At 34.3% G+C, this 15,992-nt stretch carries 17 protein-coding genes and 2 pseudogenes; 14 read left to right on the top strand and 5 right to left on the bottom strand.

The features are described 5' to 3' along the window. Positions 1–115: 115 nt before the first annotated feature. The 13 genes and pseudogenes from HT701_RS00395 to HT701_RS11295 form a co-directional block, all read left to right on the top strand. Positions 116–280, top strand: a pseudogene (locus HT701_RS00395) (IS630 transposase-related protein); the annotation flags it as partial. A 96-nt stretch (positions 281–376) separates the two neighbouring features. Continuing rightward, entirely contained in the window at positions 377–1,321 is a 945-nt protein-coding gene (locus HT701_RS00390; RefSeq protein ID WP_138705563.1) for a HEPN domain-containing protein, read from the top strand. Between the two features lie 62 nt (positions 1,322–1,383). Next, on the top strand, positions 1,384–1,512 hold the full coding sequence (locus tag HT701_RS11695) for a hypothetical protein (RefSeq protein WP_275690217.1): 129 nt from the start codon (positions 1,384–1,386) through the stop codon (positions 1,510–1,512). Between the two features lie 508 nt (positions 1,513–2,020). Beyond that, complete coding sequence (locus tag HT701_RS00385) at positions 2,021–2,149, top strand: hypothetical protein (RefSeq protein ID WP_000872572.1); 129 nt, start codon at positions 2,021–2,023, stop codon at positions 2,147–2,149. A 337-nt stretch (positions 2,150–2,486) separates the two neighbouring features. After that, the gene (locus HT701_RS00380; protein ID WP_240152338.1) at positions 2,487–3,989 is read left to right on the top strand and encodes an asparagine synthase-related protein; all 1,503 of its coding nucleotides are present in this window, start codon (positions 2,487–2,489) and stop codon (positions 3,987–3,989) included. A gap of 14 nt (positions 3,990–4,003) precedes the next feature. Further along, positions 4,004–4,255, top strand: coding sequence for a PqqD family protein (locus HT701_RS00375; RefSeq protein WP_001854569.1), 252 nt, complete (start codon positions 4,004–4,006; stop codon positions 4,253–4,255). A 3-nt stretch (positions 4,256–4,258) separates the two neighbouring features. After that, the gene (locus HT701_RS00370) at positions 4,259–6,481 is read left to right on the top strand and encodes a lasso peptide biosynthesis B2 protein (RefSeq protein ID WP_138705565.1); all 2,223 of its coding nucleotides are present in this window, start codon (positions 4,259–4,261) and stop codon (positions 6,479–6,481) included. 12 nt (positions 6,482–6,493) lie between these two features. After that, positions 6,494–7,210, top strand: a complete 717-nt coding sequence (locus HT701_RS00365) for an ATP-binding cassette domain-containing protein (protein ID WP_138705566.1) — start codon at positions 6,494–6,496, stop codon at positions 7,208–7,210. Further along, positions 7,200–7,991, top strand: coding sequence for a hypothetical protein (locus HT701_RS00360; RefSeq protein WP_000625777.1), 792 nt, complete (start codon positions 7,200–7,202; stop codon positions 7,989–7,991). Before HT701_RS00365 ends, HT701_RS00360 begins: the two co-directional genes overlap by 11 nt. Further along, entirely contained in the window at positions 7,988–8,695 is a 708-nt protein-coding gene (locus tag HT701_RS00355) for a hypothetical protein (RefSeq protein ID WP_166728203.1), read from the top strand. Before HT701_RS00360 ends, HT701_RS00355 begins: the two co-directional genes overlap by 4 nt. Positions 8,696–8,725: 30 nt before the next feature. Next, positions 8,726–9,409 (top strand): response regulator transcription factor, encoded by a 684-nt coding sequence (locus tag HT701_RS00350; protein WP_000660108.1) that lies wholly within the window; start codon positions 8,726–8,728, stop codon positions 9,407–9,409. Beyond that, positions 9,394–10,491, top strand: a complete 1,098-nt coding sequence (locus tag HT701_RS00345) for a HAMP domain-containing sensor histidine kinase (protein ID WP_138705568.1) — start codon at positions 9,394–9,396, stop codon at positions 10,489–10,491. Before HT701_RS00350 ends, HT701_RS00345 begins: the two co-directional genes overlap by 16 nt. A 296-nt stretch (positions 10,492–10,787) precedes the next feature. Then, positions 10,788–10,889, top strand: a pseudogene (locus HT701_RS11295) (NUDIX hydrolase); the annotation flags it as partial. On the opposite strand, the gene HT701_RS00340 reads toward HT701_RS11295, so the two are convergent. From HT701_RS00340 to coaB, 5 genes are all read right to left on the bottom strand, one after another. Continuing rightward, on the bottom strand, positions 10,886–11,401 hold the full coding sequence (locus tag HT701_RS00340; protein WP_172926045.1) for a transcription repressor NadR: 516 nt from the start codon (positions 11,399–11,401) through the stop codon (positions 10,886–10,888). The pseudogene HT701_RS11295 and the gene HT701_RS00340 overlap by 4 nt on opposite strands. A gap of 11 nt (positions 11,402–11,412) precedes the next feature. Next, entirely contained in the window at positions 11,413–11,940 is a 528-nt protein-coding gene (locus HT701_RS00335) for an ECF transporter S component (RefSeq protein ID WP_001097388.1), read from the bottom strand. Between the two features lie 179 nt (positions 11,941–12,119). After that, positions 12,120–12,683, bottom strand: coding sequence for an ECF transporter S component (locus HT701_RS00330; protein ID WP_138705570.1), 564 nt, complete (start codon positions 12,681–12,683; stop codon positions 12,120–12,122). Continuing rightward, entirely contained in the window at positions 12,667–13,218 is a 552-nt protein-coding gene (gene coaC, locus HT701_RS00325) for a phosphopantothenoylcysteine decarboxylase (RefSeq protein ID WP_023938571.1), read from the bottom strand. The genes HT701_RS00330 and coaC overlap by 17 nt, the downstream gene beginning before the upstream one ends. Before the next feature lie 11 nt (positions 13,219–13,229). Further along, positions 13,230–13,919 (bottom strand): phosphopantothenate--cysteine ligase, encoded by a 690-nt coding sequence (gene coaB, locus HT701_RS00320; RefSeq protein WP_172931072.1) that lies wholly within the window; start codon positions 13,917–13,919, stop codon positions 13,230–13,232. Between the two features lie 225 nt (positions 13,920–14,144). On the opposite strand from coaB, the gene HT701_RS00315 reads away from it, so the two are divergent. Next, the gene (locus HT701_RS00315) at positions 14,145–15,815 is read left to right on the top strand and encodes a formate--tetrahydrofolate ligase (protein ID WP_138705572.1); all 1,671 of its coding nucleotides are present in this window, start codon (positions 14,145–14,147) and stop codon (positions 15,813–15,815) included. Positions 15,816–15,992 lie beyond the last annotated feature (177 nt).

The following is a 15,992-nucleotide window of genomic DNA, read 5'->3' as shown; positions in this document are numbered from 1 at the left end:
TAACCGAGCTGATTCAAGACCTCCTCGATATAGTGGAGGTCTTGTTGTGTTTTCTGTATCGTATTAATATAGTGAAATGAACAAAAAATAGTACATAATGTGGTGCAATCTTCTTATGGCATATTCAATAGATTTTCGTAAAAAAGTTCTCGCCTATTGTGAGCGAAAAGGTAGTATGACAGAAGCATCACACGTTTTCCAAATCTCACGTAATACCATTTATGGCTTGTTAAGGCTAAAAGAGAGAACAGGAGAGCTAAACCATCAAGTAAAAGGAACAGTCGGGAGTGGGAAACCATTGTGGTTATTGCTTTTTTGCATTCTTGTGTTATAATGTTGGATTAAGAAGCGAATACTGTAGAGGTGGCATAAAATAATGACATATTCTGTAACTATTGATTTCAATGATTTTTATGATAATCTTAATGATGCTTGGAGTACTAAGATGCAATTACCAAATGGAGCAGTGATACCATTTTGGAAATGTATGATAAAGTATGTGAATAGTAATGATAGTCATTACTTAAATATTACTTCTGGACAGAAACAAAAGATTAGTGAGTGTCTGATTCTATTATCATTTTTTACTACTTTACCACTTTCAACTTTTGATTATAATTTCGAGAAAATTGACGAAATTTTAGATGAAAAACAATTAGAAAATCCCTCAGTATCTGAATGGCTTGAAAGACTTTCTATCATAGATTGTAAATTGAATCATAAGACAAATAGAAAGCGCAGGGATGAAATCTTATCTTTGCTGCAGATGTGTTCTATCGGAGTGTTACATGAGTATAGAAATCACAGTGAAGAACAGTTCTTTATGTACTTTAAGCCTATTGAACGTGTAGCAAAATTGCGGCTTGATAATACTAAAATTTTGACAGGGATTTCTAGTGAGGCAAGAAAAAAATTAATAAAGGACTTCTTGGAGCAATTGTTTTTGTCGAATTTTGATAATACGTTTTTTGATGAAGAAACCTTTAATGAATTGGCTGGAGAACTAAACTTAACGTTAAAAAATAGCCTTGAGAGAAAAAATCACAGACGCATAGTTCTAGCGCTAAGCAATATAATAAATAATTTGGATGATGGTGGTTCTACAAAATCATTCTTCCATAGAATAGATAGTAAAAGGATTCAGCAACTTGTCAAAATTAGGAACGATATAGCTCACGGCAATAAGGTAAATGTGTCACCTGACGATTTAGGCGATGTGGAGTATTTATCACGACAATTGATTACCTTAGCCTTTTTTGGAGTTAATTTTGAGCAAGTTTATTTAAGAAGCAAGAAATTTGGTAATGATTTGTGGTCATAATAGGAAGTAACTTATGGACTTAGATATAAACAAAGAAACTATGACGATTATGGGAGTGAGTTTTGAGAATCGCATGGTTTTCCCAAAGTGTATTATATGCTCTCAGCACTAATATGATTGAGGGTTGGGAACAAACTGTGGTAGATGTCGAACGTCTTCGTGATGAGGCTATAGCTCTAGGAGTAGCTTAATGACAAAGAGACAGTAGGAGAGGTACGATTATGTTACTCTTTATGTTTTCGTTCAATAATATAATAATAAATCCTAGTATTTTCCTGTTGTTCGATAGTACAGGAGCTTACTATCGGCACATGTTGAGACGGTAGTATTGATGTCAAAAGTTGTACCAACTAAGTAAATAAAGTGTAGAAATTATGGCTTATTCTAAGGCTATCGTTAAAAGGTATCGGTAGTTTGGAGTAAGCCTTGTTTTTTTATTTATCTTGCCAAGATTATAGGATTAGTTGCAGGTGGCTTCAGATATATTTTGAATTAATATGTTCAAAATAGTGAAAAACAAGCAATACACAGAGTGGAGGTGAAAATATCTGAAATTTATTCAATCTTAATAGATTTTCTGATATTTTTCCGAAATTTATATTATAGAATTTAATTGAATCAAGAGATATCTCTTGAAAAATATTTTTCATTTATAAGAATGGGTTCTGGCATTAGTATAAATGATAGGAGGAGTTTAAGATGAAATATTGCAAACCAACATTTGAATCAATTGCAACTTTCAAAAAAGACACTAAAGGTCTATGGACTGGTAAGTTTCGTGATATCTTTGGTGGACGTGCAATTGTAAGAATTAGAATTGAGTTTTAAGCTTATAACTATGTATTACAATGGTAAATAATTTTGAATAAAGTATTTTGATATTCATTCCAGAACTACGAATATCAAGATGCTTTGTTTTTTTATTTCTGAGGTTGTTAATATATATGGTAAATAAGTATTTTTTTGAAAAATATTCTGATAAAAAATAGTATTCCTTACTAAAAATTTATATAGAACCGTTTCTGGAGAGAATAAAAAAATCTATTGTTTAGAAGATTATGTCGAAGGAGTATGCTCAATTATAGAACAAAATGATATTAGTAGTTTTGAAGAAATAATATCAGCACTTCAAGATTATGTTACAAATGGTTTAATTATTGTTGAAATGGTTGAAAGAACATATATTATTTCACCTTATTTAGATTCAAGACTGTCTTGGTTTGAAAATAATAAGAATATAATTTTTAGTGATTCATCTGTAGAAATTGCAAAATATTTGAATTTAAAACTCTCTACGAAGCGTTTAGCGAGTCAATTTATTTTTGGACTTCCATATTATCCATTTCAAACAATTAGCCTCTGGGAAGAGCTAGTGAATATCAGACCTTTAAACTATTTAGAAATATCTGAAAAAGGTTGTTTAGAAAAAAGAGTTCCAAGTTGTGAAGTAGACACAAAAGATTTTAATAAACTAATAATAAAAATAAAAGAGGAGTTTTTAAATAGCATTAATCATGATTTGAATATGAGAAATGAAGTGTCGAGTGATGTATCAGGAGGTGTTGATTCTGCAACTATTGCTTTTACATTGAATAAACTGATACCTGACTTCTCTATTTTGCATGCTGAATCAAGTACCACTGCTAATAGTGATACTAAATGGGCGACATTTATTGCTAAAAGTCTTGGTAGGGAGTTGAAAAAGTTTGACTCAATAGAAATAACAGAAAAAAGATTTGCGATAGATGAAAAATATATCAATGATATTATGCCAAGTTCTCCGTTATTGTGGGCGGATTCAGAAGGATATTTGAAATCAGTGATTGGTTACCAGAAAGGTAGAAAACATCCGACTCACTTTCTAGGTATTGGTGGTGATGAATTATTTACACCGATGCCGTCTAATTCCTGGAATATTGTTCGTCAGGAAAATTTAGGTGGACTACTTTATGCTCTGAAATATAGTTTAATAATGAGAAGACCATTTTTTAGTTGCCTATTGGATTTGTTAGATAATAGAGGATATTCGGAAACTGTGATCAAAAATTTAGAAATTGTTTTCAACGAATCTTCTGCACCTATCAAGAGAGAACTGGGATGGGTGGATGGTTTACAAGTACCAGATTGGCTCAGTGAAAAATCTAAACAAGAATCGCAAATTTTTTTAAACTCGTTATTATTTTCCAATTCTGAGCCAATAATATCTGATAGGACAGCCTTCCAAATGATTCAATCCTTAATATTTCAAAAATCAGTATTGCGACAAATTCAATTAACCACTAATTCCATTTATTGGGCAACTCCATTTTTACATAAAAAATTAATAGAAATTTGTCTTCAAATTCCAGCAAAATATAAAGTTAGTTCAAAACTGACAAAACCGATATTGCAAAAAGCATTGAAGGGAATCGTACCAATTGAGGTTTTTAACAGGGGTTTCAAAGGGGATTATTCAGATGCCTTATATAGTGGATATAGAGAAGCAGTTCGTAAAAACTTCCACAATTTAGAACAGTTTGAATTGGTTAAAATGGGTATTATTGATGTTGAGAAGTTAAAATTAGAGATGTCATTACCCGCGGGAAATCCGAGTAAAATTGATTATTTTGAAAAGTTATGTTCGGTAGAACGTTGGATACGGCAGATCAAATTATATATGAAGAACTAGTGAGGTTTACAATTATGTTTAATAAAGAATCGAAAAGTAGACTGAAAATAATAAAGCAAGATACTGGTGCAATTGTATTCGACAAAAATCAAGGAATATACTTTCAAACAAATGATGTAGGTGTCAAAATTTTAGAGTTACTATCTAAAAATGAAAGCGAAGAAGAAATTGTTAGCGCTATATCTGTTGCGTATTCCATTGAAATCGATGTTGCAAAACAAGATGTTAAAGATTTTATACAATCTCTAAAAAAAGGAGGACTATAGATTATGGATATGCAACTCAATCAAGAGTCATACTCCTATGTTCAGCTAAAATACAGATTACTAGCACAAATAGCTTTACTGATTTCTTATCCGCTTACAAGGTTCTCGCCTAAAAGAATTGAACTTTTGATTAATAAGTTAAGTAACTCGAAATTATCTGCCACAGAAAATGAAGCAATATTAGCTCGTGATGCAATATGTACTGTAAGCCATAAGTGTAGGAATCAAGATGGATGCGTAAAAAGATCATTAGGAGTAATAATGTTTTTACTTCTTTTAAATAAACGTGCAAGTTGGTGTACTGGATTTGCTATGAACCCCTTTAGATCTCATGCATGGGTGGAAGTAAACGGAAATCCAATTAAAGAGCTAGAAGAAGTATCATCGTATGAAAGAGTCGTAAAAACTCTAGATGATAGAAATGAAGAGCGTAAACATATGATATCTGAAAATATAGAAAAAGTAGATGATACTATGACTAACGTAAAATTCCGTGATTTACTTGCTTTGATAGAAAATAAAAGAAAATATTTTTTAATCGTTTTATGTTTGGGAATACTTACGTCCATTTTAACGTTATTACAACCAGAACTTTTATCTAAAGTAATCTCTCAAAAGGGAGTAAATTTATTCAACAATCCAGCCATATATATGCTTATAACTATTACCGTAGGTTCAACAATTATTTCCAGTTTGCAATATTACTTTTTACAATTAATGGGAGAAAGTGCAGTATTTCAATCAAGAAAAAATTTAATTATTCAATTTTTGAAACTTCCTATTTATAAGTATAATGATCTATCTGCAGGAGACCTAATTAGTCGCTTTAGCAGTGATACAAGTAAACTAAGAGCAGGTATCATTCAATCAACCGTTGCTCTGACGAGTGGATTGTTCTTGAGTTTAGGTGCGATATTTACACTATTTCTAAAGGATACTTATCTTGCAATAATTACAATTATTTCTATAGCTTTATCATTCCTATTTATTTTATTGATGAGTAGTTTGATTCAAACGGCAAGTTATAAAGCTCATCAGGGTTTGGGGAAAATGACAGCATACCTAAATAGGCTAATCGTAGGGATTAGAACAATTCGGTCGACAAATGAAACGAATTCAGAATTATCTAAAATGTTATCTGAGGTACAAGAAGTAAAAAACTTGGGAATTGGAGTTGCAAGAGTGCAATCAATAATGACACCGATATCAAATTTTAGCTTGCAATTGTGTGGGATAATTATTTTGGGAATTGGAGGCTACCGTGTTTCTACTGGGCAAATGTCTATTGCAAATTTAACTTCTTTTATGCTATTAATGTATATCGCTATTTCACCAGTAGGACAAATATTTTCGTCAGTCACAACTATTTCCGAAGCTTTGGGAGCCTTAAGTAGAATTACTGAAATTATTGATCTTCCAAAAGAAGAAGATAATGATATCATTTTAAATCTAGAATCTAAGTCAGACAGAAGCAAAGCAATTGAATTTGTGAATGTAACTTTTTCATATGACTCTTACCAATTTCAAGATATTCAATCGGATGATAATTACATATTAAAGGACATTACTTTTGAAATAAATAGTGGAGATTACGTCAGTATTGTCGGTCCGTCTGGTGCGGGGAAAAGTACACTTCTTTACCTCATTGAAAGATTCTATGATACTACCAGTGGTGGTATAAAGATATTTGGACAAGATTTTCGAACAATAAGTCGTGAGACTTTACGTTCGAATATTTCATATGTTGAACAAAATTCACCATTAGTAGCTGGTACAATCTTAGAAAATCTAAAAATGGGTAATAGTAATGTAACATATGATGAATGTTGTGACGCTTTAGAAAAAGTTGGTTTGGAGCATTTAATTCAAAGAGGTACATCTGGGATTGAAAGCCCAATTAGTGAAGGAGGGTTCAATTTATCAGGAGGAGAAAGACAGAGATTGGCAATGGCAAGAGCAATACTTTCTGATGCAAAGATACTCTTGCTGGATGAGTTAACTTCGAATTTGGATAGTCTGAGTGAGAAGAAAATGAAGGAAGCAATCAAAAGTATGAGAGGTGAGAGAACCATAATAATGGTTGCTCATAGATTATCTACAATTTTAGATTCAGATGAAATCTTTGTTTTGGAACACGGAAGAATTGTAGGAAATGGGACTCATATGGAGTTATTGGAATCTGTTCCATTATATAAAGAGCTGGCCAAAGAACAATTTTTAGTATAGGAGTATCGTATTATGACAAATAAGATTGAAATAAGAGATATTACAAAAACTTATAAAGATGGAGATATATTAAAGAACGTATCCTTTACAGCTGAAGAGGGGGAAGTCACGGCCTTTTTGGGACCGAATGGTGCAGGAAAAAGTTCGACACTACGAATACTTTTGGGACTGGATAGATCATCTTTAGGTACTGCTTTAATAGGAGGTAAGAAATATTGTGACATTGAACGTCCTCTTTTAACTGTAGGAGCTTCTTTTGATGGCGTAGGGGCTCCCAGTGATCGGACAGTTTTTCAACATTTGAAAATTGCTGCTGCTAGTAATGGAATAGGTTTTTCCAGAATATCAGAGGTATTATCCATTACTGATATTGAACATAAAAGATATTCAAAAATAAGCAACCTTTCATTAGGAGAGGGTCAGAGGTTAGGTATTGCAACAGCGCTGTTGGGAAATCCCCAGTACCTAATTTTAGATGAACCTACAAATGGTTTAGATCCTAGTGGAATTAGATGGTTTAGAAATTTTATTAGAGAACAAGCAAGTATTGGCAAGACAGTATTGTTATCTTCACATATACTTTCAGAAGTAGAGGCGGTAACTGATAAGGTTGTTTTTATTGACAAAGGAAGTATCATAGCTTCGGGTACACTTCATAATATAATGAACGGATTTGATAATTTAGAAGATGTTTTCTTTCATTTAACAGGAGGTGACTATGATAAGTAGTATAAAAAGCCATAATATTTTATCAGAGCTATATAAAATTTTTTATAGCAGATCAACCCAAATAGTTTTACCAATTGTTTTTATTCTTCAGCCGTTATTGTCTTATATCAGTTCTAAACAAATTCTAACAGTTGGATTGAATGCAACACCTGAAACAAATAGTAGTTTAGCAGAATCAATACCTCCAATTGAGTATATTGGTTTTGATGCAATATTATTGGGCTTGTTTGCTATGATTATTTTAGGAGCAATTATTGGAAGTATGGAATATAAAAATAGTTCTTTACGTACCAGTTTGCTATTATGTTCAAATAAGGCAGTATTCTTTGTAATAAAATTTTTTGTTACAAGTGTATTTATTTTTGTTGTATCGTGTGTTTCAATCTATTTATCTATTGCAAGTGCACAGTTTGGTTTAGGGAGAGAGGGATTGAACCCTCTGATACTGAGTAATAATGTGTGGTACTTTATATTATTGGGGTCATTGTCGTGGTCGTTATTAACGGTATTATCCTATTCAATTGCTTTTTATTTTAAATCCTCACTTGGATCATTATTATTCTTACTACCACAAGTCTATAATTTAGGCAGTTTTCTTTCTGACAGAATTCAGCTTGCAAAGTATTTACCAGTATCTTTAGGTCAAGATTTAATTGCAACATCTCCTTTAAAAATCACAACACCAGGACGCAGTGTTTTATTTCTGAGTATTTGGGTGCTAGTAATTAGTAGTTTTGCATATTACAAATTTTTGAAAAAAGATGTAGGTAATGTTATATGAATTCTTTTAGAAGTGAGTATTTAAAGTTTATTTATAATAAATGGCTATTATTGACTGTATTAGCAATGATAATTTTAGTGCCTTTATTTGTTATTTTTTTACATGAAACTCCAAGTTATATAACCGAGGATTATGTTTTAACGCAAATCTTAGAAAGCTTCTATCTTGGACAAGCTGGAATTATTATTATTACAATACTATTTATAGGGCAAGAATTTAACGGTTCAACTTTAAGAAGCAGTTTATTAGCTAATCCAACACGTTGGAAATTCTTTTTTATAAAATTAATAGTAATATTATCAATATCTATATTAGTTTGGACTCTGGTTGCTTTCTGTACTATTTGCGTAGTGTATATTTTTTATGGTCTATTAATTCCCTTACTTATTTATACCTTTACATTAAGAATAATATTGGTATCAATTGGTTTAATATTAATATGTTTTAGTTTAGTGATTATAACAAGGAGTATAGTTGTTCCAATGGGGATGTCTTTGTCTTTTTTGTTGGGGTTGGGTCAAATGCTTCTGCAATTCAGCGATGCTTTTCTCTACTTCCCAATTATCTCCACTATGAATTCATTTTTGATGACTGAGAATCAATCTTATATACCTTATACAATAGGTGTTGCAATTCAATTTTTATGGGGGATTTTGCTGTTATCTTTCTCTATTTTGCTATTTTGGAAGAGAATAGTACGATAAAAATTTTGTATTTTGTGATATTATATAATTATGAAAGAAAAAAAAGTATATCAAATATTAGCAATTGATGATGATGAAAGCATTCTTCGTTTGATAAAGAATTCTTTAGAACGCTCGGAGTTTGAAGTTACGACGAGGAGAGAAGTAGGTAACATAGATATTTGTTCATTCATTGGCTTTGATTTAATTTTATTAGATATTATGATGTCGATTGATGGTTTAGAAATTTGTAAATCCATTCGAGAACAAATCGATGTACCGATAATTTTTGTAACAGCCAAGCAATTGGATAGTGACTTGGCTAGTGGAGTAAAAGCTGGTGCGGATGATTATATAAAAAAACCATTTAGTATTACAGAATTAGTTGCTCGTGTTAGGATGCATATCCAAAGGGAGGAAAGAAATCGTAAAAATAATAAAGAAATATGCACAAAGAATTTGATAATTAATGTCAGCAATCAAGAAATCTTAATTGAAGAAGAGACTATATCATTGACAAAGCGAGAATTTACAATTTTATATACTTTAGCAAGCAACCCGAAGAGAGTATATTCCGTAGAGGAGCTCTATGAGAGAATATATCCGTCGGAATCAGATGCACAATTTCGTTCTATTGCTGAGTATATTTATCAAATTCGTTCAAAATTAAAACCATATTCAATTAATCCGATCAAGACACAGTGGGGAGGCGGATATAGTTGGAACGAAAATTAGATTTTAAGACTTTAGTAAAAAAGACGAAGTGGACGATTGTTAAACAATTTTGTTTGAATATAATTGTAGCTTATATTTTTCCTATATCAACTATTTCTATTGATATTCATTCAGAAACTCAGTCAATCGCTCGTGACTTGTTAGGGGTATTATTTAATGTTTTTTCATGGGTTTATATTTGTATATCTTTGATTATTATAGTTTCTATTAATATTAAAGCCTTGTTGACAAGAGTAACGCAAGAAATGGAGATTGTTTATCATAGCAGTATATGGCTAACCTCTGTAAACGATTCATCTAATTTAACAATTCTTGAATTCATAGAGACAAATAGACACATTGAATTAATGCAACAAAGAATAAAAAATATGATTCAGGTAGAGAAAGACCAAAAGGCGGATATTCTCTTTAAAGTTTCAGCGATGGCACATGACTTGAAAACACCTTTGACTGTGATTAAAGGAAACTCGGAATTGTTGCAATTGGCACCTTTATCAGGTATTGATGTTCAATGTCTCAAGGATATTGAAAGAGCAAGTAACCAATTAAATAGCTATTTTAATCAGTTAATCAACTACTCTAAAACTTTTTACTCTGATCAGATTTCTTTTCATCAGTATCGTATCAGTAATTTATCCAAAATACTGGAACAAGAGTGTACATACCTTATTGGAGATAGCATTGACTACAAATATAGTACTAAGATAGACCGAGACTGTAATATTGAATTGGATTTAGATTTAATTATCCGTTCGGTGGCAAATATTGTTAATAATGCTATAGCTTATGCAGATGATGCTAAAAAGAAAATCAGAGTTACCTTTGAGTTAGCAGATAGCAATATTACCTTAAGTATTTGGAATAATGGTTCCAAATTTTCGGATGATGTTTTAGAAAATTTTGGAAAATTATTTTATCGAGAAGATACTAGCAGGAATTCACAATTTGAACATTTTGGAATAGGTTTGGCATTTGTAAAACAAGTAATGAGCATTCATTCAGGTGATATACAACTGCAAAATAAGGAAAATGGAGCTATGGTTAAATTAATTATTCCGATGAAAAGTAGTGACTATGTCTAGGCTTGAATATCGTAATTTTGAATACTATGAAGTTCAGAAAGTAAGTATATTAATAAAATTTATTTTAAAATCTCAACAATTAGTACTCATACCTGATTTATTCACATTTGAATATATCAGATGGGGTGCAAAATTATATTATTTTTTTTAAAACGCTTACAAATTGTAAGGGTGGGTAAAAACTCAATTTCAGGAGAAAATGAAGTGAATATTTCCACACTAAAACGCATAATATCAAGTGTTGAAAACCTTGATATTATGCGTTTTATAATTTTAAATACTTTTTCTCCATCTTCTATGATATGCTACCCTTGATGGAAATGATGGAAGCTCCTGACAAGTCAGAGTTTTTCTACCGCCACCGTACAGAAGATGGCTGGGACAAGAAAATCTTCTAGTCCTTTACTAAATAATCGAGCTGATCCAAGGCCTCCTCGATATAGCGGAGGTCTTGTTGTGTTTCGGCTTCGACTAGGTGGTAATGGATGCCATCTGTCAATTCAGACAAAGGTCTGAAGTCAGAATGCTCGACTTGTTCTAGAAAATGTTGCACGTCTCGGCGGCAAGACAGTTTCAGCAAGGTTTCAATTTCTCCATAAACGGGATGGTCAATCAAGGTATTCTGGACACGCCCTCCATTATCGATGATAGCAAGGAGTTCCTGACCGATTTCTTCAACTTCATGTTTCACTTTGAAAAGTTTGTGGACGTATGGATTGGTATCAACTTGTTTATAGATGTAGCCACGATTAGTGGATAGGATAGGAGCGCCATCGGCTCTCAAAATTGCAATGTCTTGTACAATGACCTGACGTGTGACATGAAAATGTTCCGCCAAACTTTGGCCATTGAGGGCTTTAGGAGCTTCTTTCAAGAGTTGGAGCAGGGCTTGTTTGCGATCTTTTGTCATAGTTCTTCCTTTTAACGGCGTTTTCGAAGCACTTTATAGACAGCTAGTGCTAATGTATAGTCTACCATACTATGGATAATTGTACCAAATCCAACTAGTACAAATAGAACATAAAACATATTTTCTACATTGGTACCAGAAGTTGCGTAAAAAACGACACAGGCCAATACTTCAGCAAGGGCATGAACAAGCGCTAACACAAAGTTGAAAATCCAGGAAGCTTTTGGTTTATCTAGGGTATCGGGGAATTTTTGTAGGTAAAGAGCCCCCAAAGTCCCAAAAAAGATATGGGAAAAAGCTCGAAAAACGATAACCATGGGATAGCCAGCCATCAAAAATCCAAAACTAGAGGCTATGATGACAAAAATTGCCATCAAGGGCGACAAGAACATAGCTATAAAAATAGCAATGTGGCTTCCCAAAGTGTAAGAAGCTGGAGGAATGACAATTTTAAAAGGCATAACAATTGGAATCAAAATCGCAATAGCCGTTAAGAGGGCAGTCATTGTCATAAATTGTGTCTTTTTCCGTGTGTTCATAAGAATCTCCTTTTTAACTGTATATACACTAGTATAGTACTATAAACAAGACAATAAAGCAAGGATTTACTTAGGTTTATAGGTCGTTTTTTTAGTTAAAAGTTAGTAAAGATTTCACTGAAAAGAAACTGTATAGAGCAAAATCTCCACCTTCAAGCTTGAAAGTGGAGATGTTTTTATTATTTCTTCAAAGTCTGTAGTCTTGGAACAATGGCTAGGGTTAGAACTGCGGAAATAACTAATTCGGCAATCGAATTTGTTGAGATAACGGTTGCTAGGAGTTTTTGGATATTACCATCAAAAACATTTCCAAAAAGATAGAAAATTCCACCAAGTACAAAGACTGTGTTGGTAAGTGAACCAAGGGCACCAGCTAGAATCAGACCAGTTTTATTTTTCATCAGTTTATAAACTAGATACGGAGTTAAACCAATCAAAATACGTGGGATGATGGCAATGATAGCTGAGTAGATGTTTCCGTTTGGTACGAATGGGGAGAAGAGGTAGCTTGTCGGTAGAATTGTAATCGTGTTAACAGTTAAGCTAAGCAGCCCCATCAAAAATCCAAGTGTAATCCCAACGCGTGGACCGTAAATAATGCTGGCAATAATGACAGGAATATGAACGATGGTCGGTTTGATTGGAAATGGAAAAAGGTTAAAGATAAGTGAGCTCAGAAAGTGTATCACGAGCATGGTTGCAAAAAAGATAGCAATGGGTGCAATATTAGAGCGTTTTTTCATCGAGAGTTTCCTTTATTCTTTCTAAAATAATTGTGAGGTCGGCTAAAGCTCCTCGTCCATGGTCGCCACAAGCTAGTAGGGATTCCTTAGGAGCAATCAGCTGATAGCCGTAGGCTTCTAATGTTTTCAGATTAGCCTGAGTTGCTGGATGGTCATACATTTTTGTATTCATAGCTGGTGCGATGAGTTTGGGAATATGACTGGGCAGGGCTAGAGCTGTACAGGTTACCATGTTATCCGCAAAGCCGTGGGCTAGTTTTGCAATAGTGTTAGCAGTTGCAGGGGCCACGATAAATAAATCCGCCTTTTTTCCAAGTTCGATATGATTGACTTGATCAGGATATGGTTCCTTCATGACATCTAAGTGGACGTAATTCTGTGAGAGTACCTGTAGTGTCAAAGGTTGGATAAACTCTGTAGCAGCCTGAGTCATTAAGACAGTGACTTGATGACCTTGTTTTTTTAGAGAACTGACTAAATCTGCCGACTTGTAAGAGGCGATTGAGCCCGTTACAGCCAAGAGAATATGTGCCATAGCTTTCCTTTCTATGAATGATAGGCTTGAATTTTTTCAAGGAGGAGTTCTGCAATTTCTTCTTTAGTCTGGGCTGTTTGAAGCTGATCTTTTTCGACAAAGATAGCACGATGCTGGTTCGCTGAGATTTGAGTCAGGTCATTTGCGATAATCAAGTCTGCTTGGTTCTTGATAAGACTTTTTCTAGCAATGTCAACCAGATGATCTTCGTTAACATCAACCAGCAGTTTGAAACCAATCAGATGAATAGCAGGATTCCATTCCTTGACTAGGGATATGATTTTGGGTGTCTTTTTAAGGAACAAAACCTGAACCTCGTCAATTGAAGAAACCTTAGCCTGATGATTTTGCTTGCTTAAAAATTCTTCCAGATTGGAGCTAGCCTGAACTTCCTCAAGACCTGTCATATAAACAGGAGTGTAGTCAGATACGGCCATTGAGTGAATCAAGACCTGATAATCCTGAATACGTTCTTGCATTTCCAGTAGAAGGTCCTTGGTATTGTTAATTTCTCGAATGATTAGGTTGGGATGGGCTTCTGGCTTCACAGCTCGTTTTGTCGTCATTAAACAAACTTCATGCCCTGCAGCAAGCAAGGTTTCTGTGATGATTTTCCCCAAGCGACCTGTAGAATGGTTAGTGATAGAGCGGACGCTATCGATAGCTTCACTGGTACCGCCCGATGTAACTAAAATTTTCATAGCACTATTGTACACAAAAATAAACGGTAAGTAAAATGAAAGCGATAAAATTTTGGTAAAAGGAAAGAATATAGTTTCAAACTATAAAGCCATATAAAATTTAAGAAAGGACTCTAAAAATCTTAAAAACAGGGATATTTACGAACGTTTAGAGAGTTTAAGGATGTTAAAAATCTTGTTTTGTGTTATAATGAATTATCACATTAGAGGTTAGAGGAGTTTTGAATGAAAACAGATATTGAAATCGCACAGAGTATTGAGTTGAAGCCAATCGTTGATGTTGTAGAGAAACTTGGTATTTCTTACGAAGATTTAGAGTTGTATGGAAAGTACAAGGCTAAGCTCAGCTTTGATAAAATTCGTGCAGTTGAGAGCAATCCAGTTGGGAAATTGATTTTGGTTACTGCCATCAACCCAACACCTGCAGGTGAAGGAAAATCAACTATTACCATTGGTCTTGCGGATGCCTTGAACAAGATTGGCAAGAAAACCATGATTGCTATTCGCGAACCATCTCTTGGTCCAGTAATGGGAATTAAGGGTGGTGCCGCTGGTGGTGGTTATGCTCAAGTTTTGCCAATGGAAGACATCAACCTTCATTTTACTGGAGATATGCATGCCATTACGACTGCCAACAATGCTCTTTCTGCCTTGATTGACAACCACTTACATCAAGGGAATGAGTTGGGAATTGACCAACGTCGTATCCTCTGGAAACGCGTTGTGGACTTGAATGATCGCGCCCTTCGTCATGTAACTGTTGGACTTGGTGGCCCTCTAAACGGTATTCCACGTGAGGATGGATTTGACATTACAGTTGCTTCTGAAATCATGGCTATTCTTTGCTTGGCAACGGACATCGAGGACTTGAAACGTCGTTTGTCCAATATCGTTATTGGTTATCGCTATGACCGTACGCCTGTTTCTGTAGGTGATTTGCAGGTTGAAGGTGCCTTAGCATTGATTTTAAAGGATGCTATTAAGCCAAACTTGGTTCAGACAATTTACGGTACACCTGCCTTTGTACACGGTGGTCCATTTGCTAATATCGCTCACGGATGTAACTCTGTCTTGGCAACAAGCACAGCCCTTCACTTGGCTGATTACACAGTTACTGAAGCTGGTTTTGGTGCAGACCTTGGTGCCGAGAAATTCCTTGATATTAAGACACCAAACTTGCCAACATCTCCAGATGCAGTTGTCATTGTCGCAACCCTTCGTGCCCTTAAGATGAATGGTGGTGTGGCTAAAGATGCTTTGACAGAGGAAAACGTAGAGGCAGTTCGTGCCGGTTTTGCCAACTTGAAACGCCATGTTGAGAACATCCGTAAGTTCGGTATTCCAGCAGTTGTAGCAATCAATGAATTTGTCTCTGATACTGAAGCAGAAATCGCAGCCTTGAAAGAACTTTGTGCCTCAATCGATGTACCAGTTGAATTGGCTAGTGTCTGGGCTGATGGCGCGGAAGGTGGAGTAGCTCTTGCTGAAGCGGTTGTCAAGACTATCGCTGAAAATCCAGCTAACTATAAACGTTTGTATGACAATGACCTTTCTGTTCAAGAAAAGATTGAAAAGATTGTTACTGAAATCTACCGTGGTAGCAAAGTAAACTTTGAGAAGAAAGCTCAAACACAAATTGCTCAAATCGTTCAAAACGGTTGGGACAAATTGCCAATCTGTATGGCAAAAACTCAATATAGTTTTTCAGATAATCCAAATGCACTTGGAGCACCAGAAAACTTTGAAATTACCATTCGTGAATTGGTACCAAAATTAGGTGCAGGCTTCATCGTTGCCTTAACTGGTGATGTCATGACCATGCCAGGACTTCCAAAACGACCAGCTGCTCTCAACATGGATGTTGAAAGCGATGGAACTGTACTAGGCTTGTTCTAGTGGATTGAAATTGACTTTAAGTGAGTTTGGAAATAATATCCAAGCTCATTTTTTCTCAGACTGCAAGCAGTTCATCAATAAGATTTATACTCTTCGAAAATCTCTTCAAACTACGTCAGCTTCACCTTGCCGTAGGTACATGATACTGACTCTGTCAGTTCTATCCACAACCTCAAA

The sequence above is a fragment of the Streptococcus sp. 10824 genome, from assembly GCF_013276595.1.
Classification (GTDB): Bacteria; Bacillota; Bacilli; order Lactobacillales; family Streptococcaceae; genus Streptococcus; species Streptococcus pseudopneumoniae.
This window is presented reverse-complemented; position numbering and strand designations above follow the sequence as displayed.

Bases quoted from the DNA above. Each gene is read 5' to 3' on its own strand.
- HT701_RS00390 (WP_138705563.1), top strand. From the start codon at position 377: ATGACATATTCTGTAACTATTGATTTCAATGATTTTTATGATAATCTT.
- HT701_RS00385 (WP_000872572.1), top strand. From the start codon at position 2,021: ATGAAATATTGCAAACCAACATTTGAATCAATTGCAACTTTCAAAAAA.
- HT701_RS00380 (WP_240152338.1), top strand. From the start codon at position 2,487: ATGGTTGAAAGAACATATATTATTTCACCTTATTTAGATTCAAGACTG.
- HT701_RS00375 (WP_001854569.1), top strand. From the start codon at position 4,004: ATGTTTAATAAAGAATCGAAAAGTAGACTGAAAATAATAAAGCAAGAT.
- HT701_RS00370 (WP_138705565.1), top strand. From the start codon at position 4,259: ATGGATATGCAACTCAATCAAGAGTCATACTCCTATGTTCAGCTAAAA.
- HT701_RS00365 (WP_138705566.1), top strand. From the start codon at position 6,494: ATGACAAATAAGATTGAAATAAGAGATATTACAAAAACTTATAAAGAT.
- HT701_RS00360 (WP_000625777.1), top strand. From the start codon at position 7,200: ATGATAAGTAGTATAAAAAGCCATAATATTTTATCAGAGCTATATAAA.
- HT701_RS00355 (WP_166728203.1), top strand. From the start codon at position 7,988: ATGAATTCTTTTAGAAGTGAGTATTTAAAGTTTATTTATAATAAATGG.
- HT701_RS00350 (WP_000660108.1), top strand. From the start codon at position 8,726: ATGAAAGAAAAAAAAGTATATCAAATATTAGCAATTGATGATGATGAA.
- HT701_RS00340 (WP_172926045.1), bottom strand. From the start codon at position 11,401: ATGACAAAAGATCGCAAACAAGCCCTGCTCCAACTCTTGAAAGAAGCT.
- HT701_RS00335 (WP_001097388.1), bottom strand. From the start codon at position 11,940: ATGAACACACGGAAAAAGACACAATTTATGACAATGACTGCCCTCTTA.
- HT701_RS00330 (WP_138705570.1), bottom strand. From the start codon at position 12,683: ATGAAAAAACGCTCTAATATTGCACCCATTGCTATCTTTTTTGCAACC.
- coaC (WP_023938571.1), bottom strand. From the start codon at position 13,218: ATGGCACATATTCTCTTGGCTGTAACGGGCTCAATCGCCTCTTACAAG.
- coaB (WP_172931072.1), bottom strand. From the start codon at position 13,919: ATGAAAATTTTAGTTACATCGGGCGGTACCAGTGAAGCTATCGATAGC.
- HT701_RS00315 (WP_138705572.1), top strand. From the start codon at position 14,145: ATGAAAACAGATATTGAAATCGCACAGAGTATTGAGTTGAAGCCAATC.